A 22,410-nucleotide genomic window follows, 5' to 3' on the forward strand; every position below is an offset into this window, starting at 1 on the left:
GATGCGTTCGTGGGGGGAACGATGCCTGGGTGGATCGGGCCGCCCCGGTCTGCAAGGTGGAACATGGCCGATGGCGGCTATATTCAGTCCACGGGCCAATGTCATCGTCGCGGTGACGATGCTGGGGGCCGTGGGTGCCGTTGCGGGGTTGTGCCTGTGGTGGTTTGCCTGGCCGCGTTCCGATTATGTCCGGCATGTCGGGTGGGCGATCCAGCAGCCGGTTCCCTTCAGTCACCAGCATCATGTTGCGGGGCTGGGGATCGATTGCCGGTTCTGCCATAGCAGCGTGGAGCGTAGCGCGCAGGCCAGCCTGCCGCCGACCTTTACCTGCATGACGTGCCATTCGCAGATCTGGACCAATGCCGCCCTGCTGGCGCCGGTTCGCGACAGCCTGGCATCCGGCCGGCCCATCGTCTGGGCGCGTGTGACGGATGTGCCGGATTACGTTTACTTCAACCACAGCATCCATGTTTCAAAAGGTGTGGGATGCGTGAGCTGCCATGGGGACGTGGCGCGCATGCCGCTGACCTTCAAGGCCAAGAGCCTGACGATGCAGTTCTGTGTGGACTGCCATCGCGATCCGGGGCCGAACCTGCGGCCTCTTGCCCATGTCTATGACACGGACTGGCATCGGGACGATGCGACGCCGCCGCCGGCGGAGCTGATGCGGGCCTATCATATCGGCGGGCGGAACCTGACGGAGTGCTCAATATGCCATCGCTAGAGGGGCTGCCGGGCGACGAGGGGGACTGGATCAGGCGCTTTCCGCACCTGGAGCAGGCGCTGGCGCATCCGCTGGACCGGCGGCGGACGCTGAAGCTGCTGGCCATGGCGCTGGCCGGGGGCGGGCTGGCGGGGTGCGATCCGGGAACGCCGGAGCGTGGCTTTGTCTCCGCCGTGCGGGCGCCGCCGGGGGTGATACCGGGGGTGCCGAATATCTATGCCAGTGCCCATGTGCGCGACGGCTATGCCAACGGTATTCTCGTCACCCACCAGATGGGGCGGCCGACCAAGGTGGAAGGCAATCCCGGGCACCCGTCCAGCCTCGGTGCCACCGATCTGTTCGCGCAGGCGGCGATCCAGGATTTCTATGATCCCGACCGGGCCAGCGGACCGCTGCATGACGGCATGCCTGCCGCGTGGCAGGAGGTGACGACCGCGCTCCAGGCCCTGCGCGTGGTGCCGGGTGGTGCGGACGCTCCGGGCGGGGCGGGGTTGCGCATCCTGACCGGGACGGTCACGTCGCCCACGCTTGGGGCGGCGATCGATGCGTTGCTGGCGGCCCATCCGGGGGCCGTGTGGCATCGATGGGATGCCATCGGGCGGGATACGGTGCGGGAGGGGGCGGCCATGGCCTATGGCCGGCCGGCGATGGTGAGTCCGGACCTGCGGCAGGTCGAAGTTGCCCTGGCGGTGGACAGCGACCTGCTGGACAGCGCGCCGGGGCATCTGCGCCATGCCCGGGCCTTTGCCGGGCGGCGCAACCCGGTGCGGGGGGCGATGAACCGCCTGTATGCCGTGGAGCCGACGCCCAGCCTGACGGGGGTGGCGGCCGACCATCGGTTTATCGCGGCGCCTGCGGCCTGCGACGAGATCGTCGGGCATCTGGCGGCCGCGTTGCTGCGCAACGAGGAGCCCTCGGGCGGGCCGGACTGGCTGGGGGCGGTGGTGGCGGATCTGCGGGCGCATCGGGGGCGGGCGCTGGTGCATCTGGGGCCCGATCACGGGGCGGAGGCCCATGCCGCGATCCATGCGGTGAACGAGGCGCTGGGCGGGCGGGGGCGAGTGTTCGATGTGTTCGAGCCGGCCGACTATCGGCCGGTGCAGCCGGTCTCCGGCCTGGCGGACCTGATGGACGACATGGAAAAGGGGAGGGTGCGCGCGCTGCTGATCCTGGACGTCAATCCGGTCTATCAGGTGCCGCGCTTCGCGGCGGCGCTGCCGCGCGTGGGGCTGAGCGTTGCGCTGGCGGATCGGCCACATGAGACGGCGCGGGCGGCGCGGTGGCATGTTCCGCTGGCCCACGGATTCGAGGATTGGGGCGATGCGCGCGCCGATGACGGGACGGCGACGATCCTCCAGCCTCAGGCGATGCCGCTTTATGGCGGCAGCAATGCCGCGAGCATCCTGCGGTTCTGCGCCGGGGAAGTCGGACGCCCGGCGCGGGAACTGGTGCGGCAGGCCTGGCGGGAGCGCCTGGCGTCGGAGCGCGACTGGCGCGCCGCGTTGGCGGCGGGTGTCGTTTCCGGGACTGCCAGTGCGCGCCTCGACGTGGCGGTTTCGGGCGTCATGCCGGCTGTGCTGGCCGGCGGGGGGAGTGCGGCGCTGACGCTGCTGCTGCGGCCGGACCCGCATCTGTGGGACGGGCGGGAGGCCAATAACGCGTGGTTGCAGGAGTTGCCGCGGCCGCTGAGCAAGACGGTCTGGGGCAATCCGCTGCTGGTTGCGCCGGATCTGGCGCGCTCGATGGGGCTGCGCAACGGGGATGAGGTGGCGCTGTCCGTGGGGGCGCGCCGTGCCGTGCTGCCGGTGTGGGTGCAGCCGGGGCAGGCCGCGGGGTGCGTCGTGGGGCTGCTGGGCTCGGGCCGGAGGTGTGCGGGAGAGACGGGGGATGGCGTCGGTACCGACCTGTATCCGCTACGCGATGGCGCGGGGCCGGTGCGGATTGTCGCGACCGGGCGCAGGGTGGCCGTTGCCTGCACCGAACATCATGAGACGCTTTTCGGCGATGTGTCGTCCGACATCGTGCGGCATGGCACGCTGGCGCGGTTTCGGCAGGAGCCGGAATTTCTGGGTGCCGGGCGGGAAGGGCCGGTCGCTGCCCTGTACCGGCGGGACCCTGGTGCGCCGGTGGCGTGGGGGATGAGCATCGACCTGAATGCCTGTATCGGCTGCAATGCCTGCATGACCGCCTGCCAGGCGGAGAACAACGTGCCGGTGGTGGGGCGGGACGAGGTGCTGCGCCAGCGCGAGATGCACTGGCTGCGGATCGACCGTGTCCATGAAGGAACACAGGACGCCCCGGATACGTTCTTTCAACCGATGCTCTGCATGCATTGCGAACAGGCGCCGTGCGAAACGGTCTGCCCGGTCGGCGCCACGACGCATGATTCGGAGGGGCTGAACGTGATGGTCTATAACCGATGCGTCGGCACCAAATTCTGCTCGAACAATTGTCCTTACAAAGTCAGGCGATTCAATTATTTCGCCTTTGCCGAGCAGGAACGCCGGCCGGCGATCAGCCGCAATCCGGATGTCTCGGTGCGGGCGCGCGGCGTGATGGAGAAATGTACCTTCTGCGTGCAGCGGATTGCGCAGGCGCGCATTGCGGCCGACCGGGACGGCGTGGCGGAACGGGTGGTGACGGCCTGCCAGGCGGCCTGCCCCACGCAGGCGATCACGTTCGGGGATATCAACGATCCTGAATCGGCCGTCAGCCATCGCAAGGCCAGTCCGCTGACCTATGCCGTGTTTCCCGAACAGGGCACGCATCCGCGCGTGACGTATGAGGCGCGGATCCGGAATCCCAACCCGGCGATCGTGTCGTGAGCGCACCGGCCGTTATTGCCGCCGGCGAGACCGCGCAGTCGATGACTGAGCGGATCTGCGCGGTGACGCTGCGCGAGGGGGCGGGCCGGTGGACGCCGCTATGGTGGTGGGCGGCCTTTGCATTCTCGCTGGGCATGCTTGGGGTCGGCGTGATTTCGGTGGCCTGGCTGTTTTATGCCGGGCTGGGGATCTGGGGGATCGACTGGCCGGTGGCGTGGGGGCTGGATATCCTCAATTATGTCTGGTGGATCGCCATTGCCTCGGGCGGCACCTTTATTTCCGCCCTGTTCTTCCTGCTAGGGGTGGAGTGGCGCACGGCGCTGAATCGGCTGGCGGAGAGCCTGACCCTGTGCGCGGCCCTGTGTGCCGCGATCTTTCCCATCCTGCATCTGGGGCGGCCGTGGTTTTTCTACTGGCTGTTTCCCTATCCGAACACGATGGGGCTGTGGGCGCAGTTTCGCAGCTCGCTGGTGTGGGATTTCTTTGCGATCCTGACCTATGTTCTGGCGTCGATCCTGTTCTGGTATTTCGGGTTGCTGCCGGATCTGGCGACCTTGCGGGACCGGGCGGGCGGGGCGGGGGCGCGCCTGTTCTATGGTGTTCTGGCCATGGGTTTTCGCGGATCGGGGCGGCAGTGGCGGCATTATCGCGCGGTCTATGCCGTGATGGCCGCGCTGATGGCGCCGCTGGTGGTGTCGGTGCACAGTATCGTGGGCATGGATTTTGCCGGGAGTGCCGCCACCGGATGGCATTCCACGCAGTTTCCGCCTTTCTTCGTGTTCGGTGCGGCATTGTCGGGGTTTGCCGTCGTGCTGGTGGCCCTTCTGCCGTTGCGCGTGCTGCTGGGTTTGCAGGCCTATGTGACGGAACGGCATGTCGACGTGCTGGGGCGGCTGTTCCTGACCAGTTCGCTGTGTGTCGGCTATGCCTATCTGATGGATGCGTTTTCCACCTTCTACGGGCCGGACCCGGCGGAGCGGACGATGTTCGTCCTGCGCGTCTTCGGCCTGTATGCGCCGGTTTATTGGGGCACCATCGTGCTGAATATCCTGCTGCCGCAATTGCTGTGGTGGCGCGCGGTGCGGATGACGGCGCCCCTGGTGTGGCTGATCGGGCTGGGTGTACTGGTGGGCATGTGGCTGGAGCGGTTCCAGATCATCGTGACCAGCCTGGCGCGGACGCAGATGCCGTCTTCCTGGGGGCAATATACGCCGACGATATGGGAATGGAGCCTGCTGCTGGGCACGATCGGGCTGTTCCTGACGGCGTTTCTGCTGATCGTGCGGCTGATGCCGGTGGTGGCGATGGCGGAAATGCGCGCGATGCTGCGGGGAGGGACGGCATGATCGTCGCCGCCTTTGCCACCGAAGCCGGGATGCGGGAGGCAGCTGCCGAAATGCGGCGCGGCGATAACGGCTTTGTCGAAACCTATATGGCGATGGAGCCGGGTGGGGAGGACGAGGCGGCGGGCTCCATCCTGCCGGCTGTCATGCTGGCGGGTGGGGTTCTGGGGGGTGTGGGGGGCTTTCTGATGCAGGCCTATGCCACGACCGTGAGCTATCCGCAGAATATCGGCGGGCGGCCGGATCTGTCCTGGCCGTCTTATGTGCCTGCGACGTTCGAACTGGCGGTTCTGGGGGCGGTCGTGGCCGGCATGGCGGGATATCTGGTCATGGGGGGAATGCTGCGCCTGTACGATCCGGTCGATGAGGCCGGGTGCATGCGGGGTGCCATGCTGGGCTCCTACGTGCTGGTTGTGCGCGCTGCCGATAGCGCCGGGGCGCGGCGGGTGCTGGCCCGTCATGCCCCGGTCGCGATCGAGGAGGTGGCGGGATGAGAATGGGTGCCGCCACCGCCCTGGGCGTTGCGGCCCTGCTGCTGGTTGGCGGCTGCGACGACATGACGAAGCAGAAGAAGCAGAACCCGTATGCCAGCCGGGCAACCGCGCCGGGCGAGGTGCCGGCCGGGACGGTGCAGTATGGCGAAACCGCCACTCCGGTGCCGCCGGTGACGATGGCGCTGCTGGCGCGCGGGCAGAGCGAATATCATGTCTTCTGCGCGCCCTGCCATGCGGAAACGGGTGACGGGCACGGGATGATCGTGCAGCGGGGCTTTCCGGCGCCGCCGCCGCTGGCCGCAGCCCGGCCGCAATTCGTGTATGACGTCGTCACCGATGGCCGGGGCGTGATGTACGGGTTTGCCCAGCGGATTGCGCCGGAGGATCGCTGGGCCGTCGTGGCCTATGTGCATGCGTTGCAGCGCAGCCAGCGCATGGCACTGGCCGACCTGACGGCCGAACAGCGGGCCGTGCCATGACCCGGACCCGGCCCGGCATCGAGCATGTGGCGTGGGCGATTGCCCTGGCGGCCGGGCTGGCGGTGCTGGCGGGGTTGGTGTGGATGCCCCATGCGGTCTATCGCCCGTGGCTGGGGGCGTGTGCCGCGTGGCTGGGCTGGCCGCTGGGTAGCATGGCGCTGATGCTGGCGCATGCGCTGACGGGCGGGCGGTGGGGCGAGATCCTGCGGCCGGGCCTGCGCGCCGGGGTGGCGACCCTGCCGCTGGGGCTGCCGGCGCTGGCCGTGCTGCTGGTGGGGGCGGGGGATCTTTATCCCTGGCTGCATGGAGAAGAGGCGGCGCGGGCTGCCAACCGGTTCTATCTGAACCCGCCCTTCGCGCTGGTGCGGATTGCCCTCTATGCCGGGATCTGGGGCGTGCTGGGGGTGGTGTGCCTGCGGGGGCGGGGGTTGGCGCGCATTGCGCCGGTGGGGCTGATCCTGCTGGCGCTGACGTTCAGTTTCGCGTCCATAGACCTGACGGAATCGCTCGATCCGCACTTCAGTTCCAGCGCTTACGGGCTGATCGCCTCGGCCGGGGCGGGGTTGCTGGCGCTGGCGCTGGCCATGGTGCTGGCGCTGCTGGCGGGTGGTCTTGATGCCGACCGGCAGGTGCTGCGCGACCTGGCGCGGCTGCTGCTGGGGCTGACGGTGCTGTGGGCGTATCTGGATTTCATGCAGTTCCTGATCGTCTGGCAGTCCAACCTGCCGGTCGAGGCGGCCTGGTATGGCCGCCGCCTGCATGGCGGGTGGGGTGTGGTGGCGGTGGGGTTGGTGGGGCTGCATTTCCTGCTGCCCTTCGTGCTGCTGATGCTTGCGCCCTTGCAGGGTCGGCGGTCGGTGGTGCTGGGGGCGGCGGGGCTGCTGGTGGCCATGGAGGTGGTGCGCAACCTGTGGCTGGTACTGCCGGGGCATGCGGCGGTTTCGGTGTTGCCGACGCTGGCGTGCCTGCTGCTGTTTGCGGCGGCGGGGGCGGCGCTGTGCGTCCGGGCGATGCGGCGGGAGGTGATCCATGCCTGACGATCCTGCCGCCGCTGACCCGCATTTTTCCCGTCCCCGGCATGAGGTGCGGGATGTTGCCCTGCGCCCGGTCCTGGTCGTGGGCATCGGGGTGGGGGCGGCATTGGTGATGCTGGCGGTGGCGGCCAATTTGCTGTTTCCGCAGCACAGGCTGGACCGGCTGATGGCTGCGCCGTTGCCGCCGATGGCCGCGCCTGCGCTGCAAAGCGATCCGCCGGCCGACATGGCGGCCTTCCGCGCGGCGGACATGGCGCGGCTGAACGGGTTCGGCTGGGTGGATCGCGCGCATGGCGTGGCGCATGTGCCGGTCGGGCAGGCGATGCGGCAGGTGGCGCGCGAGGGGATTCCCGACTGGCCGGGTGCCGGGGCGGACCGGCCATGATGCGGGGGGAGGGGATCGGGCGCGGCATTCTGGCGGCGCTGGCTGTGATGCTGCCTGTGATCCTGCCCGGGGCGGCGTGGGCGGGCACGATGGGGGATCTGGCCTTTACCCAGCGGCAGGGGGCGAACGTGCCGCTGGACGCGCGCTTTACCGATACGGCGGGGCGGACCTTGCCGCTGGGGGCGTTTGTCGGCGGGCATCCGGCGATCCTGTCGATCGGATATTATGCGTGCCCCAACCTGTGCGCGCTGGAGCGCGAGGATCTGCTGCACGCTTTGGACGGCAGCGGTTTGAAGACGCCCGACGATTACACGCTGATCGTCGTCAGTATCGACCCCGCCGAGACGGAGGCGGTGGCCCGGCGGGCCCGGCAGGACGATCTGGACCGCCATGCCACGCCGGGGGCCGAGCGGGGCTGGCATTTTCTGGTGGGGGAGGCGGCGTCGATCGGGCGCCTGGCCGATGCGGTGGGGTTTCATGCGCGGTACGATCCGGGGCTGAAACAGTATCTGCACCCGATGGGGCTGGTGTTCACGACGCCTGCGGGGATGGTCTCGGGCTATGTGCTGGGCGTGGGCTATCGCGCCGGGGATGTGCGGCAGGCCCTGGCGCGGGCGGCGGCGGGGCAGCGGGCCGAGGCGTCGCCGGTCCTGCTGCTGTGCTTTCACTACGATGCCGCCACCGGGCGCTACACGCTGGCGGTGCGCAAGCTGCTGCGGCTGGGCGCCGTGATGACGGTGCTGGTGCTGGGCACCCTGTTGGGCATGGCCCATTGGCGGAGGGTGCGATGACCTGGCTGCCCGAGGCCTCGGCCCATGCGATGCGGATCGATATCCTGCTGGCCGGCCTGACGATCATCAGCCTGGCGGTGCTGGGGCTGGTGTTCGGGCTGATGGGGCTGAATGTCCTGCGCTTTCGGGCCGGCCGGACGACGGTGACTGCGCGGACCCAGGCCGAGCACAAGGGCTGGGGGTTCGAGATCGCCTGGACCTCGGCGACGCTGGTGATCTTCTTCGGGCTGTTTCTGTGGGCGACGCAGCTTTATGTCGTGGGCTTTCGGCCACCGGCCGATGCGATCCAGATCTATGTCACCGGCAAGCAGTGGATGTGGAAGGTCCAGTATCCGGGCGGGCAGCGCGAGATCAATGCGCTGCATGTGCCGGTGGGGCGGCCGGTGCAGCTTCTGCTGACATCGGAGGACGTGATCCACGATTTTTCGATCCCGGCGCTGCGGATCAAGCACGATGTGCTGCCGGGCCGATATCAGAGCCTGTGGTTTACGGCGACGCGGACCGGATCGTTTCGGCTGTATTGCACGCAGTTCTGCGGGCTGGGCCATTCGCGCATGACCGGCACGGTGATGGTGCTGGATGCCACGGATTATGCCGGCTGGCTGAACGGCACCCCGGCCAGCGGCAGCCTGGCGGCGGCGGGGGAGGCGCTGTTCATCCGCAGCGGGTGCAGCGGCTGCCATGCCTCCAGCCGCTATGCCCCGGATGCGGGGGATAGCAGCCGGGCGCCGTCGATGGTCGGGTTGTACGGCAGCCGGGTGGTGCTGGCGGACGGCCGGGCGATCGTGGCCGATGCGGCCTTTCTGCACGATTCGATCCTCGATCCGCCGCGTCGGCGGGCGGCGGCGTTCGCGACCGACATGCCGTCCTTTCGCGGGGTGCTGGCCGAGGACGACCTGGCCGCGCTGGTGGCGTATTTGCAGACCCTCTCGCCCACTCTTCCTCCGGAAGCAGGGAATTGAACGCGATGGCGCAAAGTTACCTCTGGCAGGATGGTACCCTGCGATCGTGGCTGCTGACGCGCGACCATAAGCGGATCGCCCTGCTGTATCTGGGGTCGATCACGTTCTTCTTCGCGCTGGGGGGCGTGGGCGCGGCGCTGATCCGGCTGCAATTGCTGGAGCCGACGGGCGCCATCCTGTCCGACGCGGCCTATAACCGGGTGTTCACCCTGCATGGCGTGGTGATGGTCTGGCTGTTCCTGGTGCCGTCGATTCCGGTCACGCTGGGCAATTTCCTGGTGCCGCTGATGCTGGGCGCGCGCGACCTGGCCTTTCCGCGCCTGAACCTGATCAGCTGGTACCTGTTCGTCGCGTCGGGGCTGCTGGTGCTGTACGGCCTGTTCTGGGGTGGGCTGGAGACGGGCTGGACCTTCTATACCCCGCTTTCGTCGGATTACAGCGAGGGCAGGGTGCTGCCGGTGGTGCTGGGGATCTTTCTCAACGGGTTTTCCTCGATTGCCACGGGCGTGAATTTCATCGTCAGCATCCATCAGCTGCGGGCGCCGGGGATGACGTGGTACCGGCTGCCGCTGATGCTGTGGGCGCTGTATGCGACCAGTGTCATCTTCGTGCTGGCGACGCCGGTCCTGGGCATCACGCTGCTGCTGCTGGCGTTCGAGCGGCTGTTCCGGGTGGGGGTGTTCGACCCCGGGCTGGGGGGCGACCCGCTGCTGTTCCAGCAGATGTTCTGGTTCTACTCCCACCCCGCCGTCTACATCATGATCCTGCCCGGCATGGGGGTGGTCAGCGAGATCGTCAGCACTTTCTGCCGCAAGCCGGTGTTCGGCTACCGGTTCGTGGCCTGGTCCTCGGTCTCGATCGCGGCCATCGGCTTTATCGTGTGGGGGCACCACATGTTCGTGGCCGGGGAATCGCTTTACTCGGCCATCGTCTTTTCGATGTTCAGCTTCTTCGTCTCGGTGCCGTCGGCCATCAAGGTCTTCAACTGGCTGGGGACCATGCATGGGGGGGCCATCCGGCTGGATGCCCCGATGCTGTATGCGATGGGCTTTATCGGCCTGTTCACTGTGGGAGGGCTGACGGGGCTGTTCCTGGCCTCGCTGGCTGCCGACGTGCATCTGACGCAGACCTATTTCGTGGTCGCGCATTTTCACTACATCATGGTCGGCGGCATGGTGTCGGCCTATTTCGGCGGGCTGCATTACTGGTGGCCCAAGATCACCGGCCGGATGTACCCGGAAATCTGGGGACGGCTGGCGGCCGCGCTGATCTTCTTCGGCTTCAACCTGACCTTCTTCCCGCAGTTCATCCTGGGGTTCGAAGGCATGCCGCGCCGCTATGCCACCTATCCCGCGCAGTTCCAGATTTTGAACGTGCTGTCTTCGGCCGGGGCGGGGATCCTGGCCGTCGCGTATGTGATGCCGCTGGTCTATTTCGGCTGGTCGCTGTTTCGCGGCGCGCGGGCGCCCGACAATCCGTGGGGGGCGACCGGGCTGGAATGGCGGACCCCGTCGCCGCCGCCTACCGAGAATTTCGCCGAGACGCCGGTCGTGACCACCGATGCCTATGATTACGGGGAACTGGATGCCCGGACCGGGGTGGCGGATAGCGGAGGGGCGCATCATGTCTGACGGGTCGGTGCTGGACCATCATTCGCCCTACGAGACGCCGCTGCATCGCGACGAGAGCGCGATTGCCGGCATGTGGCTGTTCCTGGCCAGCGAGGCGCTGCTGTTCGGCGGGCTGTTCCTGGTCTGCCTGGTCTACTCGCAGACCCGTGCCGCCGGGTGGGCGGCGGGCGTGCGCCATACCGACCTGACGATCGGGGCCGTCAACACGCTGGTGCTGATCACCAGCAGCGCGGTCTATACGATGGCGGTGGCGGCGGGGCAGCGGGGCGACAATCGGGGGGTGGTGCGGTTCGGGCTGGGTGCCGCCGTGCTGGGCATGGCCTTCCTGGCCCTGAAGGGCGTGGAATGGGGGCAGGAATTTCGCGAGAGCCTGTTTCCCGGCCCGCATTTCGCCCTTCATGGGCCGGATTCCGGGGGGGCGGCGCTGTTCTACAGTTTCTATTTCCTGGCGACCTTCCTGCACGGGATGCACATGGTGGTCGGGATCGGGTTGATCCTGTGGGTCTGCCGCAAGGCGCGGCATGGGGCGTTCGGTCCGGCGTGGAGCACGCCGGTCGATGTCGTGGGCCTGTACTGGAGCTTTGTCGACCTGGTCTGGATGCTGCTGTTTCCGCTGCTCTATCTGATCGGGCGGCGGTGATGGGGCGCATCGCGATCTGCTGGGGGATGCTGGTGCTGCTGCTGGCGGCGGAACTGGCGGCCACGTGGGCGGGATACGGGATTGCCGTCTGCGTGGCGGCGGTGCTGATGGTGCTGGTGATCGTGCTGGGATTCATGCAGATCCTGCGCGGGCCGAAGCTGGCGGTCATCTTCGCGCTTGGCGGATTGTTCTGGCTGACGATCCTGCTGGCGCTGGGCAGCCTGGACAGTTTTACCCGCACGACCGTGCCTGTGCCCGGCCCCGCCTTGCCCGACCGGGCGGCCGGTTTGCAGGAGGGCGGATAGTTTCATGAAAGATACACGAAAGAAATAGTCGGATGCGGCTAGAGAAGGCTCGTCCTTCATCAGGGTATGCCGCTTGCGATGAACGTGATTCTGAACGACCGACTCGCGCCCGCCAGTTATCGGAGCGTCTTCGTCTCCGACGTTCATCTGGGAACGCGCGATTGCCGGGCCGACCTGCTGGCCGAATTCCTGCGCACCATGACCTGCGAGCGCCTGTATCTGGTCGGCGATATCATCGACGGCTGGAAGCTGAAGCGGTCGTGGTTCTGGAACAGCCATCATGACGATGTGCTGAACCTGATCCTGCGCATGGGGCGCAGCGGCACCGAGATCATCTACATCCCCGGCAATCATGACGAGATGTTCCGCCGCTGGCTGCCGCACGCGCTGGAAGTCGCCGGTATCCGGCTGTGCGGCGAGGCCGAGCACGTGACCGCGACCGGCCGGAAATTCCTGGTTCTGCACGGCGACGAATTCGACAGCGTGGTGCGGTATGCGCCGTTCCTGGCGATGCTGGGGGACCGGGCCTATACGGTGGCGCTGGTCGTCAATCGCTGGTTCAATCTGGTGCGGCGCAGGCTGGGGCTGCCTTATCGCTCGCTGTCGCAATGGCTGAAGCGGCAGGTGAAGAGTGCGGTGATGGCCATCGACCGTTTCGAGACCGCCGTGGCGGACGAGGCGCGGCGCCGGGGGATGGACGGGGTGGTCTGCGGCCATATCCATCATGCCGTGATCAAGGATGTGGACGGCGTGCTGTACATGAACGACGGCGACTGGGTGGAAAGTTGCAGCGCGCTGGTGGAACATCATGACGGGAGCATGGAGCTTCTGGACGTGACCGACGTGTGCAACCGGTCTCCGGCCCCCGCGCCGCTGGCATCGGGCCTGTTTGCCGGTGCCTGAGTGACGGTGGAAGCAGCGGCCGCCATTGCGGCGCAGGGCGGGGGCGGGGAGCATCCGTTGCGCATTCTCATGGTCAGCGATGCCTGGTATCCGCAGGTCAACGGGGTGGTGCGCACCGTCTCGCGCCTGCGGGATGCGCTGGAGGCGATGGGGCATACGGTCGAGATCGTCGGCCCGCACCTGTTTCGCACCGTGCCGTGCCCGACTTATCCCGAGATCCGGCTGTGCATCCTGCCCGGTCGCCGGCTGGGCCGGCTGATCGACGCCTTTCGGCCCGATGCGATCCATATCGTGACCGAGGGGCCGCTGGGGCTGGCCGCGCGCCGCTGGGCGCTGGGGCGCGGGCAGGGTTTTACCTCGTCGTTTCATACGCGGTTTCCGGAATATATTCGGGCGCGCACCGGATTTTCGACGGGATTGCCCTATCGCTTCCTGCGCTGGTTCCATGGGGCGGCGGCGCTGACGCTGGTCCCGACCGCGAGCCTGCTGGACGAATTGCGGGAGCGGGGCTTCGAACATCTGGAATGCTGGACCCGGGGCGTCGATGCCGACCGGTTTCGCCCCGATGCCGCCGCGATTGACTGGCAGTCATTATATGGCGTGCGGGGGCCGTACCTGCTCTATGTCGGGCGGGTGGCGGTGGAGAAGAACCTGGAGGCGTTTCTGTCGCTGGAGCTGCCCGGGACAAGGATCGTCGTCGGGGACGGGCCGGACCGGGCGGCGCTGGCCGCGCGGTATCCGGACGTGCTGTTTACCGGTTACCTGACCGGTGGGGAGCTGGCGGCGGCGTATGCGGCCAGCGACGTGTTCGTGTTTCCCAGCGTGACCGACACGTTCGGGCTGGTGATCCTGGAGGCGCTGGCCTGCGGCCTGCCGGTCGCGGCCTTCGACGTGACGGGGCCGCGCGATATCCTGCCGCCGGGGGTGTCGGCGGTCGGTGCCATCGGGCCGGACCTGCGGCGCAATATCCTGGCCGCGCTGAGGGGAGACCGGGCCGCCTGCCGGGCGCATGCCGCGCGCTTCAGCTGGGAGGCCTGCGCGCGCATGTTCCTGGAGGCCGTCATGCGCGCGCAGCGGATCGTGCGCGCCGCCTGAGCGTTTTGAGGCCTGTTATTTGCGGGCCTGGCGCAGGAGGCCCGATACCGCAGCACCCAGCAGCGAGCCTTCGGCGGCAGCGGTCGCCTTTTCGCCGCCCATATAGGGGGCGAGCGCGTGGGCCAGGCCCGGCATGGTCAGGGTCTGTAGCCATACGCGGCCGGGGCCGGTCAGGCGGGCCATGAAGAAGCCGTTATCGCCGAACAGCTTGTTGCGGATGCCCGGCAGCATGGTGAGATCGAAGGCGATCGTGTCCTCGAACATGCCGACCAGGCCGGGATGGACGTCCACGACCTCGCCCGGGGCCAGGTCGTGGGGGACGATCTCGCCGCCCAGCATGGTCCAGAACGTGCCGTGGCCGGCGACGCGTTGCAGGCGGAACCCGTCGCCGCCGAAAATGCCCGCGCCGAGCGAACGCTGGATGGCGAGGTCGAGCGTGACGCCCGGTGTCGCGCACAGGAAGCCGTGGCGATGCACCAGCATCGCCCGGCCGCCGCCGACCTGATGTTCCAGGATCTGGCCCGGCAGGCGGGTGGCGAAGGCGACCAGGCCGGGAGCGCCCTCGGCGGTGAATTCGGTCATGAACAGGCCGCCGCCGGCCAGCGAGCGGCGCACCGCGCCGAGCAGGCCGGCCATGCCGGCCCCCGACGTGGTGGTGGACAGCGTGACGTTGGGGGTTTTCCAGGCCAATTCGCCCGTTTCGGCGACCAGCCGTTCGCCGGCTTCCAGCATCACGCGCAGAACCGGAAAGATCGAGCCGTCGATGGTAGTGCGCATGGGCGTGCCTTCCTGCGTGGGGACCGGTCTTTTCTTTCCGGGAACGGCCATCCTATCGCAAGGCCTGCCGGGTGGACTATCGTCGTGCGGTGAACGGGGGACCGGGCAGGGTGTTTCCTGTCGGGATCGGTTCGTCGGGATGGACCGGCCGTTGGAAACATCTTAACGGGGCTGGAGACCGGGGATGAATCCGGCCCCGCCAGAAGGAAGAAAAACATGGAAGGCGTCATCGCTGCCGTCACCGGCCTGTTGCTGGGCCTGTTCGGCCTGATCGTGGCGGCGGTTGCCGCGATCGAGAATCTGGCGCGCCAGATCCTAGCCAGCGTGGGCATTATGGGCGAATTGCAGACGGCGCTGCTGATCATCCTGCTGGTCAGCCTGGCGATCGGGGCCTTTCGCCTGTTCGGGGGGGTGTTCGCCGTCCTGATCTGCCTGGTGCTGATGCTGATCCTGGTGCACGCCCTGCTGGTGACAGTGGGCGTGCCGGTGCACTGAACGGTCGGCCTATCGGACCGGTGGGCTGAAGGTGCCGGTGCTGTAGACGATGCGGCCGCCGACCATGGTGAGCAGGACCCTGGTTTCGGCGATCTGTTCGGCCGGGATGGTGGCGATGTCGCGATCCAGGATGATGAGATCGGCGAATTTTCCCGGTTCGAGAGAGCCGGCGACCGTGTCGGAGCGGAGTTCGTAATTCGCGTTCATGGTGATGGCGCGCATCACGCTGGTGCGGGACAGGCCGGGTTCGGTGCCGAGGGGGTGGGCATATCGCGCGCCGGCGGCGGGTGCGTTGGTGCGGGTGACGCCGACCTTGAGCGCGAACCATTCGTCGAGCGGATCGACCGGCCAGTCGCTGCCGTAGGCGATGCGGGCGCCGGCCTGTTCGAGCTGGGCCGCGGGTTCGAGATACCGGGCGCGGTCGGGGCCGATATAGGGCAGTACGCCCTCGGTGGTATCCGGGGCCTGCTTTTCCCACTGGAAGGACAGGACGGGGATGGTGTCGAGCGCGCGGTAGCGGGGCATGTCGGCGGGGTCGACCATTTCGTCATGAGCGATTGCCGGACGGAAATCGTTGGCGGGGAGCGCCTTGCGGGTGGCCGCGATCGCGTCGAGCGCCAGACGGACCGCGCCGTCGCCGTCGGCGTGCATGTGCGGGTCGAACCCCGCCGTGACGAGGGCCTTCAGCAGCGGGCTGAGGATGTCCAGCGGGAAATAGGGGGCGGGGCCTTTCGACGGGCCGGGCTGCCAGTCCGGGTGGTCTTTCGTACCCTTGTCGACCAGGTAAGGGGCGAGCAGAAGCCCGGTCTGGGACGGGGCGGTGATGACGCCGTCCATGAACAGCTTGACGTTGCGTACCGTGACGGAGGGCGACGGGGTGAGAGGACCCTGGTCGTAGCGGGCGCGGATGGTGGTCAGGCGCCGGATGTCGCCCGCGATGTCCTTGCCCTGCGCGGGTTCGATCAGGGGGGCGAAATGGGCGCGGGCAGTCAGCTTGCCCTGTTTCTGCAGGGCGGTGAACGAGGACAAATCCTCGGGCAGGGCCCAGGCGTCGAGAAAGCCGGTGATGCCCTGGGCGCGCATGGCGGCGAGGGATGCCGCCGCCGCCGCGACATTTTCCTGCGCGGTCGGGTGCGGCAGCACGGCCAGCATCAGGTTCAGCGCCGTATCTTCGAGAATGCCGGTTGGTTGTCCGCTTGCGTCGTGGACGACCTGGCCGCCGGTGGGATTGGGCGTTGCGGCGGTGATGCCGGCGCGCTTGAGGGCGGCGCTGTTGGCCAGCAGCGAATGACCGAAGGAGGACAGGACGATGATCGGGCGCGTGCTGTCGATGGAATCGAGCGCGGCTTTGGTCATCCGCACGCCGGGAGGCTGCATCGCCTCCTGGAACCAGTTGCGGACGACCAGCCAGCCGGATGCGGTGCGATAGGCGGGATTGGCGGCGCAGGCGCGGATGCGCGCGGTGAAGCCGTCGGCGGTCAGCGGAAGATAGTCCAGCGAGCAGCCGATCAGGTTCTGGCCGCCCACCAGCGGGTGCATGTGGCCGTCGGTCAGGCCCGGCATGACCATATGGCCCTTGAGGTCGATGGTTCTGGTATGGGCGTCGGCATGGGCCGGTGCGGCGGCGTCCGGGCCGGTCCAGACGATGCGGCCGCCGCGGATGGCCAGGGCCTGGGCCGTGCTGTCCCGATGGTCGAGGGTGCGAATCGTGCCGTTGGTCAGCAGGATATCCGCCGGGGGCGCCGGGGCGGCCAAGGCCGTGTGCGCGGCCAGGAGGGATGAGGCGGAGAGGAGGATTGAGGCGCGGCGCATGGCGATCCGGATGGCTGTGGACACGATGTCCCGCCATGAGGATGCGGATGTTGCGATGTGTCAATGAGGGCGGAGGATACGCCTATCGCTGTCGGCGGAAGGGGACGCGGCGCGACAGGCCTGCCGACATCTGGCGCATCGAGGCGACATAGCCGGGCCATGACAGGGCCCGGTTGCCGGCCCAGCCCTGCTGCGCGCGGCGGCCGCGTGGCGGCGGCTGCGTCAGGGGAAGGCCCTGGCGGTTGTCGGCACAGGCTGGCTGCCTGGCGCCGATCCAGTCATGGACCAGGATCTGTCCGATGATGCCGGCCGCGTGTGTCATCGCCAGGGTCCTCCCGCTCAGGATGTCCGGGGATTGAACCCGGAGAGATCAGCAAAGTTCAGACACAAACCCGAGACCTAGCCGCCATGGTGGTCGCCGCCACGATGGTCGTCGCCGCCGTGGCCGCCATGGCCGCCCTGTTCATGGTTTCCGCCAGGATTTCCGCCGGGGTTGCCGCCATGCGGCATGCCGCCGCCCCGGCTGTCGCCGCCACGCGCGTTGCCCGGACCATGGTCGGGGCCGCCGCCGGGGAAGCCCCCTTCGCGGCGGCCGGCCGGTGGCGGGGCGGCTGGGCCACTCCGTCCGCCCCCCGGGCCTGCTCCCCGGGCGCCGCCCGGTCCCCCATGGAAATCGCCGCCGCGATCGCCGGCGCCCGGTCTGCCACGGAAATCGCCTCCGCGACCGCCGCCGCCCCAGCGGTCGTAGCTGGAGAACCAGGGACGGTCGCGATAATGCGCGCCCCAGTAATTGCCGAATGCGAAACCGATCAGGGGCAGGCCCATCATGGGCCCGTACTGGCTGAGGGGGCCGGCCGATCCGCCATAGAGGACCTGCACCCGTTCCGACGGTGCCCAGCCGCGATAGGGGCCGCCCGCCACGTCGCACCAGCCCCATCCCGGCTGGCAGCCGAAAATCTCGATCGGGGCGCCCGGGGGCAGGCCGCCGACGACGGGATAGGCCGGGGAGGGGCCGGCGAAAATGTCGGTGCCGCCCACGACCACGCCGGGGGCCGCCGATGCCGCCCCCGCAAAGCCTAGTCCCGCCACCAGCGCGGACAGGACGATCCTGGTCTTTATTGTCATCGGTCTCCCGGCTCCGAGCGCCGCGTCAGGGTGCATCGGCCGCGCCGTGCCCATGCTTCATGCCCTGTCAGACTGAGCATATTTCCCCGAAAAGAAAAGCCCTGCCGCAGTGGTTCGCGGGCCATTGCGCGGGTCCGCGCGCGGCCCAGCCTACCAGGCCTGCCCGAACAGCAGGATTCCCGCATAGAGCACGACAAGGGCGAAGATTCCGCCGACCATGATCGTCCAGTAGCCGATCGAGCGGGGTGGGGCGGCGGAGACGCCGCGGGTGACGCCATGGCTCATGATTGCCTCCTTTTGCCGAAGGTCGTTTTCAGCCGTTCTTTCCGTTGCTGGACGTGGGATGTCGTGGTGCGGGTGCAAGGCGTATCGCCCGATCACATCCGCACGATCCGTCGGGCCCGTCGGGCCGGGATTTTCTTGTCGGCTGCCGGGCGGGGCTGGCATGCTGGCAGGGCTGAATTTTCTGCGATCGAAGGATATCTGCCCATGCGCCTGCGCCTGCTTTTTTCGAGCCTGGCCGTCATTGCCCTGGTCGGGGTGTCGGCTCCGGCTTCCGCCGCCGCGCCGTGTCGTGATGCCAACGGCAAGTTCGTGACCTGCCCCAAACCGAAACCCGCCAAATGCCGCGATGAAAAGGGGCGCTACGCCAAATGCCCGGCCCAGGCCGCCGCCCCGGGCTGACGCGGCGGCGCGGCGGTGGCCGGAAGGCCCCGCTGCGCACGATCCCGGCCTGCATCATGTAACAACAGAGGGTGCCGGGCCCTGCCGGACAGGGGCATGGGGCGGGACGGGGCGATCTCCTGTCTGGCGAATGGTCCTGTCCTGTCCTGCATATTCCGTGTTCTGGCTGTGCGGAGGCAGGTGTCGGCTTGCGGAAGGAGGCGGATTTTCGGTGCGCCTTTTTAACGTTTTTGCCGCAAATAAGACTATACGTTATTGTTTCTGTTTTGTTACCCTGTGATGATCAAGGGCGGCCGTATTGGCGTAAAGGACGATTGGCGTAAAGGACGGTTTTCGCTTTTCATGCGGGCACGGCATGGAAATGGCCTCGCCCAAGGCGGCAGGATGAATTCTCTTCACCGGCGCAAGGGAAGGAGATCATATCGCGTGTCATGATCGCTGTTTGTAACAATATGACAAAACAAATAATGACTTCGCCGTCATGTGGCCCCCGCCGGCCTGTACGCGAAAGTGACGCGGGGTGTATTGAGCTATGTCATGTGACATTTTTACTTGCTGTATGGCTGGTATGTGTAGAAAGTGTGCCGATCTCACCTGTCTAACATTGCAGACCATCGGGGATATGGAATAAGACCCTCCGGGTATCGGGGTGAGTAGGCTGAGTCGTCGCTATCGTCTCCAGGCAGTTCCGAAGAGGCTGCGCAAGGTGATCGCACGGTGGAGAATGATTCATGAGGGAGCCGGCGTTGCAGAATGAGCCGTCATCTCTTCCGTCGGTTCTGAACGCGCTGGCCGACGGCGTGATCATGGTCGACGACGACGGCATTGTGGTGTTTGCCAACGACGCATCGGTGGCGATGTGCGGCGCGCGGCATGACGCATGGATCGGGCAGCCGGTGCGCGGCATGGTGCCCGCGCTGGACCTGGCGGCCGGTTCCGCCCCGCGTGAAATCCCGCTCTTCCGGCCCGGCTGTCCGGCGCGTTGGCTGGAAGCGGTCGTGGTGCCCGGCGGGGCCGCCGATGGAGCGGCATGGGTTGTCACGCTGCGGGACGTGACGGCCGAGGTCGGCCGGCGCGAGGCCGGGCAGCTCTGTTCCACCGTGGTCAACCGGACCGACCGGGGCGTGATGGTGCTCGATGGGCTGGACCGGATCACGTATGTGAATCCGGCCTTTACGCATCTGCTGGGCTATCGTCCCGAAGACGTGCTGTTGCGGGATGTGTCGGTCGCGCTGTCGGCGGAAGAGGCCGACATGGCGGTGCTGCGCGAGTTCCGGTACAATCTGCGCACCCGCAGGGCATTCGAGATCGACCTGCGGGCGCGGTCGCGCGCGGGGCGCGAGATCTGGCTGAGCACCGCCGTCAGCCCCGTGCGGGACGATGGCGCGGCGGATGGCGATGTCATCGTCCTGCTGGCCGACAAGACCCAGGCGATGGAATTGCAGGGCCTGCGGCAGGACGTGACGACGGCCCTGAGCAGCGCCATGGACTTCAACGACGTCATGTCGCTGATCTGCAAGCGCGTCGAGGCGATTACGCCGGATGTGGTGGTGTCGATCCTGCTGGTGACGGACGAGGGCACGGCGTGGATGGCGGGCCGGAGCGCGATGCCGGAATCGTTCGCCTCGGCCTGTGACGGGATGGTCGTCGGCCCGATGGTGGGGACCTGCGGCGCCGCGATCTATTCGGGCCACGAGGTGCTGACCCCCGATATCGAGACCGATCCGCGCTGGACGCCCGCCTTGCGCGACAAGGTGCGCCCGCTGGGGCTGATCGCCTGCTGGTCGGTGCCGGTGCGGCTGCGCGACGGCACCGTGGCCGGGAGCCTGGCGCTGTATTTCCGCGATCGGCGGGAGCCGACGCTGTGGCATCGCCGGGTTGTGGATGCCTGCATCCATTTCTGTACCCTCGCGGTGGAGCAGGAACGCGCGCGGGCGCGAATCGCGCAACTGGCGCATTACGACGCGGTGACGGGCCTGCCCAACCGGACATGGCTGCGCGAGCATCTGGCGGGCCTGCAGGACCGGCCGGGCTGGTGCGGGCTGACGCTGATCGCGATTGATCTCGACCAGTTCCGGACGATTCGGGATGGACTGGGAGGGGCCGGGGCGGATGAACTGCTGGAGACGGTCGCCCAGCGGCTGAAGCGCGCGGTGGGGCAGGACGGGATTCTGACCCGTACCGGCGAGGACGAGTTTTCGATCGTGACCGGGTGCGGCCGCACGCCGATGGGGCCGGGATGCTGCGTGGACCGGGACGGGTTCATCGCGGTCGATCATGCGTCGGTGATGGCCGGCGCGATCCTGCGGGCCATGGAGGTTCCGATCGTCATCAACGGGCTGCCGTTCACGTCGGGCGTCAGTGTGGGAATCTGCGCCGGCGGGGAGAAGGGGGGCACCGTCGATACGCTGCTGCGCAATACCCGGATCGCCGTTTCGCGCGCGCGGGATGCCGGGGGGAATTGCTACCGCTTCTTCAGCCCCGCGATGAACCAGCGGGCGCATGACCGGGTCATTCTCAGCAGCGTGCTGGGGACCGCCCTGGCGTCGGACCGGTTGCGGCTGGTCTATCAGCCGCAGGTTTCGCCGCATACCGGTGCCATCCATGGGGTGGAGGCGCTGGCGCGCTGGCGCGACCCGGTGCGCGGCGACATCTCGCCGATGCGCTTTATCCCGCTGGCCGAGGAAGCCGGGCTGATCCAGGCGCTGGGAGAATGGGCCCTGCGCAAGGCCTGCGGCCAGATGGCGCAGTGGATGGCGGATGGAATCGGGATTCCGTCGGTTTCGGTCAATCTGTCCGCGCGGCATTTCCGCGAGCCGGGCCTGCCGGCCATGATCGGCGCCATTCTGCAGGAAACCGGTATTCCGCCCGACCGGCTGATGGTGGAAATGACCGAGAGCACGATGATCGCGGACCTGGACAGCACGATCCAGGCGGCGCGGGCGATCCGGGCGCTGGGGGTCGGCCTGTCGATGGACGATTTCGGCACCGGATTCTCCACGCTGGCGAATCTGGTCAACCTGCCGCTGAACGAGGTGAAGATCGACCGCAGCTTCGTCGACGGGCTCGGTCGGGTGGATGAGAGCCGGCTGATCGTGAATGCCGTCATCGGCATCGGGCGCAACCTGGGCATGTCGATCGTCGCCGAAGGGGTCGAGACGAAGGAGCAGCTTGCGCTTCTGGACGAGCTGGGATGCCCGGTGGTGCAGGGATTCCTGATCTCGCACCCGCTGGAGGCCGAGCGCCTGCCGGAATGGGTCCATACCTGGCAGCAATCCTATTCCACCGCGCTGGCGCCGCTGCCCGCAGCGTAGCGCGGTGGCATGGCCATGGTCGGAAGCGGCCCGTGGCGGATGGTCGGCGTTGAATGCACCGCTCCTGCGGGCAGGAGCGGCTCCGGAGGGGAGGCGGTCCCCGGTGATGGCGACCGGCGGCGGTTTCCGCCCGATATTTTCCGCGATCGGGATGGTGTTGCACGGTGTCTGCTAGGCACGGTCTGATGTTTCGAATCCGTCGTATTTTCGTTCATCATCGAAATGTTTGAAGCATCCGTGCCTGGAAACGGCACCGGATGTCATAAAAACTTAATTGCCCTGCCGATCCTGTCCGATTGAAGCCCGGGAGGGTCAAATGTATTGGATGGACGGACCAAGGACGGCATCGGGAATTCATGGATGCAGCGGATGCCGCGATCCCGGGACATGGTTCCGGCGGGACAGAATACGAACAGTTTGATCGGTGACCATGTGTTCGCGGGGCTCGTGCGGCTGTCCGGGTGGCTGATGCTTGCCCTGCTGGGCGGGTTGATCGCGGTTCTGGCGTGGGGCGGGATTTCGGCGTGGTCGGCGTTCGGGCCGGGCTTCGTGTGGAGCACGGCGTGGAACCCGGTGACGCAGCATTTCGGGG

At 67.6% G+C, this 22,410-nt stretch carries 22 protein-coding genes; 17 read left to right on the forward strand and 5 right to left on the reverse strand.

Annotated features, from left to right (window positions below; all coding sequences use genetic code 11):
• The first annotated feature begins 70 nt into the window (after positions 1 to 70).
• The 14 genes from HLH27_RS02270 to HLH27_RS02335 all read left to right on the forward strand — a co-directional run bounded on the left by HLH27_RS02270 (position 71) and on the right by HLH27_RS02335 (position 13,611).
• Complete coding sequence (locus HLH27_RS02270) at positions 71 to 724, forward strand: cytochrome c3 family protein (RefSeq protein ID WP_182947439.1); 654 nt, start codon at positions 71 to 73, stop codon at positions 722 to 724.
• Positions 712 to 3,549: a 4Fe-4S dicluster domain-containing protein gene (locus tag HLH27_RS02275; protein WP_182947440.1), complete on the forward strand. Its 2,838-nt coding sequence runs from the start codon at positions 712 to 714 to the stop codon at positions 3,547 to 3,549. The genes HLH27_RS02270 and HLH27_RS02275 overlap by 13 nt, the downstream gene beginning before the upstream one ends.
• On the forward strand, positions 3,546 to 4,895 hold the full coding sequence (gene nrfD / locus HLH27_RS02280; protein ID WP_182947441.1) for an NrfD/PsrC family molybdoenzyme membrane anchor subunit: 1,350 nt from the start codon (positions 3,546 to 3,548) through the stop codon (positions 4,893 to 4,895). The genes HLH27_RS02275 and nrfD overlap by 4 nt, the downstream gene beginning before the upstream one ends.
• Positions 4,892 to 5,386, forward strand: coding sequence for a DUF3341 domain-containing protein (locus HLH27_RS02285; protein ID WP_182947442.1), 495 nt, complete (start codon positions 4,892 to 4,894; stop codon positions 5,384 to 5,386). The genes nrfD and HLH27_RS02285 overlap by 4 nt, the downstream gene beginning before the upstream one ends.
• A complete protein-coding gene (locus HLH27_RS02290) occupies positions 5,383 to 5,865 on the forward strand; it encodes a c-type cytochrome (protein ID WP_182947443.1) in 483 nt (160 codons plus the stop codon). Before HLH27_RS02285 ends, HLH27_RS02290 begins: the two co-directional genes overlap by 4 nt.
• Positions 5,862 to 6,902 (forward strand): hypothetical protein, encoded by a 1,041-nt coding sequence (locus HLH27_RS02295; protein WP_182947444.1) that lies wholly within the window; start codon positions 5,862 to 5,864, stop codon positions 6,900 to 6,902. Before HLH27_RS02290 ends, HLH27_RS02295 begins: the two co-directional genes overlap by 4 nt.
• Positions 6,895 to 7,284 (forward strand): hypothetical protein, encoded by a 390-nt coding sequence (locus tag HLH27_RS02300; protein WP_182947445.1) that lies wholly within the window; start codon positions 6,895 to 6,897, stop codon positions 7,282 to 7,284. The genes HLH27_RS02295 and HLH27_RS02300 overlap by 8 nt, the downstream gene beginning before the upstream one ends.
• Positions 7,281 to 8,075, forward strand: coding sequence for an SCO family protein (locus HLH27_RS02305; RefSeq protein WP_182947446.1), 795 nt, complete (start codon positions 7,281 to 7,283; stop codon positions 8,073 to 8,075). Before HLH27_RS02300 ends, HLH27_RS02305 begins: the two co-directional genes overlap by 4 nt.
• A complete protein-coding gene (gene coxB / locus HLH27_RS02310) occupies positions 8,072 to 9,037 on the forward strand; it encodes a cytochrome c oxidase subunit II (protein WP_182947447.1) in 966 nt (321 codons plus the stop codon). Before HLH27_RS02305 ends, coxB begins: the two co-directional genes overlap by 4 nt.
• Before the next feature lie 5 nt (positions 9,038 to 9,042).
• Positions 9,043 to 10,668, forward strand: a complete 1,626-nt coding sequence (locus HLH27_RS02315; protein ID WP_182947448.1) for a cytochrome c oxidase subunit I — start codon at positions 9,043 to 9,045, stop codon at positions 10,666 to 10,668.
• Positions 10,661 to 11,308 (forward strand): cytochrome c oxidase subunit 3, encoded by a 648-nt coding sequence (locus HLH27_RS02320; protein WP_182947449.1) that lies wholly within the window; start codon positions 10,661 to 10,663, stop codon positions 11,306 to 11,308. Before HLH27_RS02315 ends, HLH27_RS02320 begins: the two co-directional genes overlap by 8 nt.
• Entirely contained in the window at positions 11,308 to 11,613 is a 306-nt protein-coding gene (locus HLH27_RS02325; RefSeq protein ID WP_182947526.1) for a hypothetical protein, read from the forward strand. Before HLH27_RS02320 ends, HLH27_RS02325 begins: the two co-directional genes overlap by 1 nt.
• Before the next feature lie 78 nt (positions 11,614 to 11,691).
• Positions 11,692 to 12,516, forward strand: a complete 825-nt coding sequence (locus HLH27_RS02330) for a UDP-2,3-diacylglucosamine diphosphatase (RefSeq protein ID WP_182947450.1) — start codon at positions 11,692 to 11,694, stop codon at positions 12,514 to 12,516.
• Positions 12,517 to 12,573: 57 nt separating this feature from the next.
• A complete protein-coding gene (locus HLH27_RS02335; protein WP_182947527.1) occupies positions 12,574 to 13,611 on the forward strand; it encodes a glycosyltransferase family 4 protein in 1,038 nt (345 codons plus the stop codon).
• Between the two features lie 15 nt (positions 13,612 to 13,626).
• Here the strand turns inward: HLH27_RS02335 and HLH27_RS02340 are convergent, their stop codons facing one another.
• Positions 13,627 to 14,388, reverse strand: coding sequence for an AIM24 family protein (locus tag HLH27_RS02340; protein ID WP_182947451.1), 762 nt, complete (start codon positions 14,386 to 14,388; stop codon positions 13,627 to 13,629).
• Positions 14,389 to 14,604: 216 nt separating this feature from the next.
• On the opposite strand from HLH27_RS02340, the gene HLH27_RS02345 reads away from it, so the two are divergent.
• Entirely contained in the window at positions 14,605 to 14,883 is a 279-nt protein-coding gene (locus HLH27_RS02345; protein WP_182947452.1) for a hypothetical protein, read from the forward strand.
• Positions 14,884 to 14,892: 9 nt separating this feature from the next.
• Here the strand turns inward: HLH27_RS02345 and HLH27_RS02350 are convergent, their stop codons facing one another.
• The 4 genes from HLH27_RS02350 to HLH27_RS17170 form a co-directional block, all read right to left on the reverse strand.
• Entirely contained in the window at positions 14,893 to 16,719 is a 1,827-nt protein-coding gene (locus tag HLH27_RS02350) for an amidohydrolase (protein ID WP_338029818.1), read from the reverse strand.
• A 58-nt stretch (positions 16,720 to 16,777) separates the two neighbouring features.
• Entirely contained in the window at positions 16,778 to 17,017 is a 240-nt protein-coding gene (locus HLH27_RS02355) for a hypothetical protein (RefSeq protein WP_182947453.1), read from the reverse strand.
• A gap of 77 nt (positions 17,018 to 17,094) precedes the next feature.
• Positions 17,095 to 17,820, reverse strand: coding sequence for an SH3 domain-containing protein (locus HLH27_RS02360; protein ID WP_182947454.1), 726 nt, complete (start codon positions 17,818 to 17,820; stop codon positions 17,095 to 17,097).
• Between the two features lie 150 nt (positions 17,821 to 17,970).
• Positions 17,971 to 18,105, reverse strand: coding sequence for a hypothetical protein (locus HLH27_RS17170; RefSeq protein ID WP_275943878.1), 135 nt, complete (start codon positions 18,103 to 18,105; stop codon positions 17,971 to 17,973).
• A 204-nt stretch (positions 18,106 to 18,309) separates the two neighbouring features.
• Between HLH27_RS17170 and HLH27_RS02365 the strand changes: the two genes are divergently transcribed.
• Positions 18,310 to 18,504: a hypothetical protein gene (locus HLH27_RS02365; RefSeq protein ID WP_182947455.1), complete on the forward strand. Its 195-nt coding sequence runs from the start codon at positions 18,310 to 18,312 to the stop codon at positions 18,502 to 18,504.
• A 731-nt stretch (positions 18,505 to 19,235) separates the two neighbouring features.
• Positions 19,236 to 21,818, forward strand: a complete 2,583-nt coding sequence (locus tag HLH27_RS02370) for an EAL domain-containing protein (RefSeq protein WP_246375326.1) — start codon at positions 19,236 to 19,238, stop codon at positions 21,816 to 21,818.
• Positions 21,819 to 22,410: the final 592 nt, after the last annotated feature.

Source organism: Gluconacetobacter takamatsuzukensis (genome assembly GCF_014174275.1).
Lineage (GTDB): Bacteria > Pseudomonadota > Alphaproteobacteria > Acetobacterales > Acetobacteraceae > Gluconacetobacter > Gluconacetobacter takamatsuzukensis.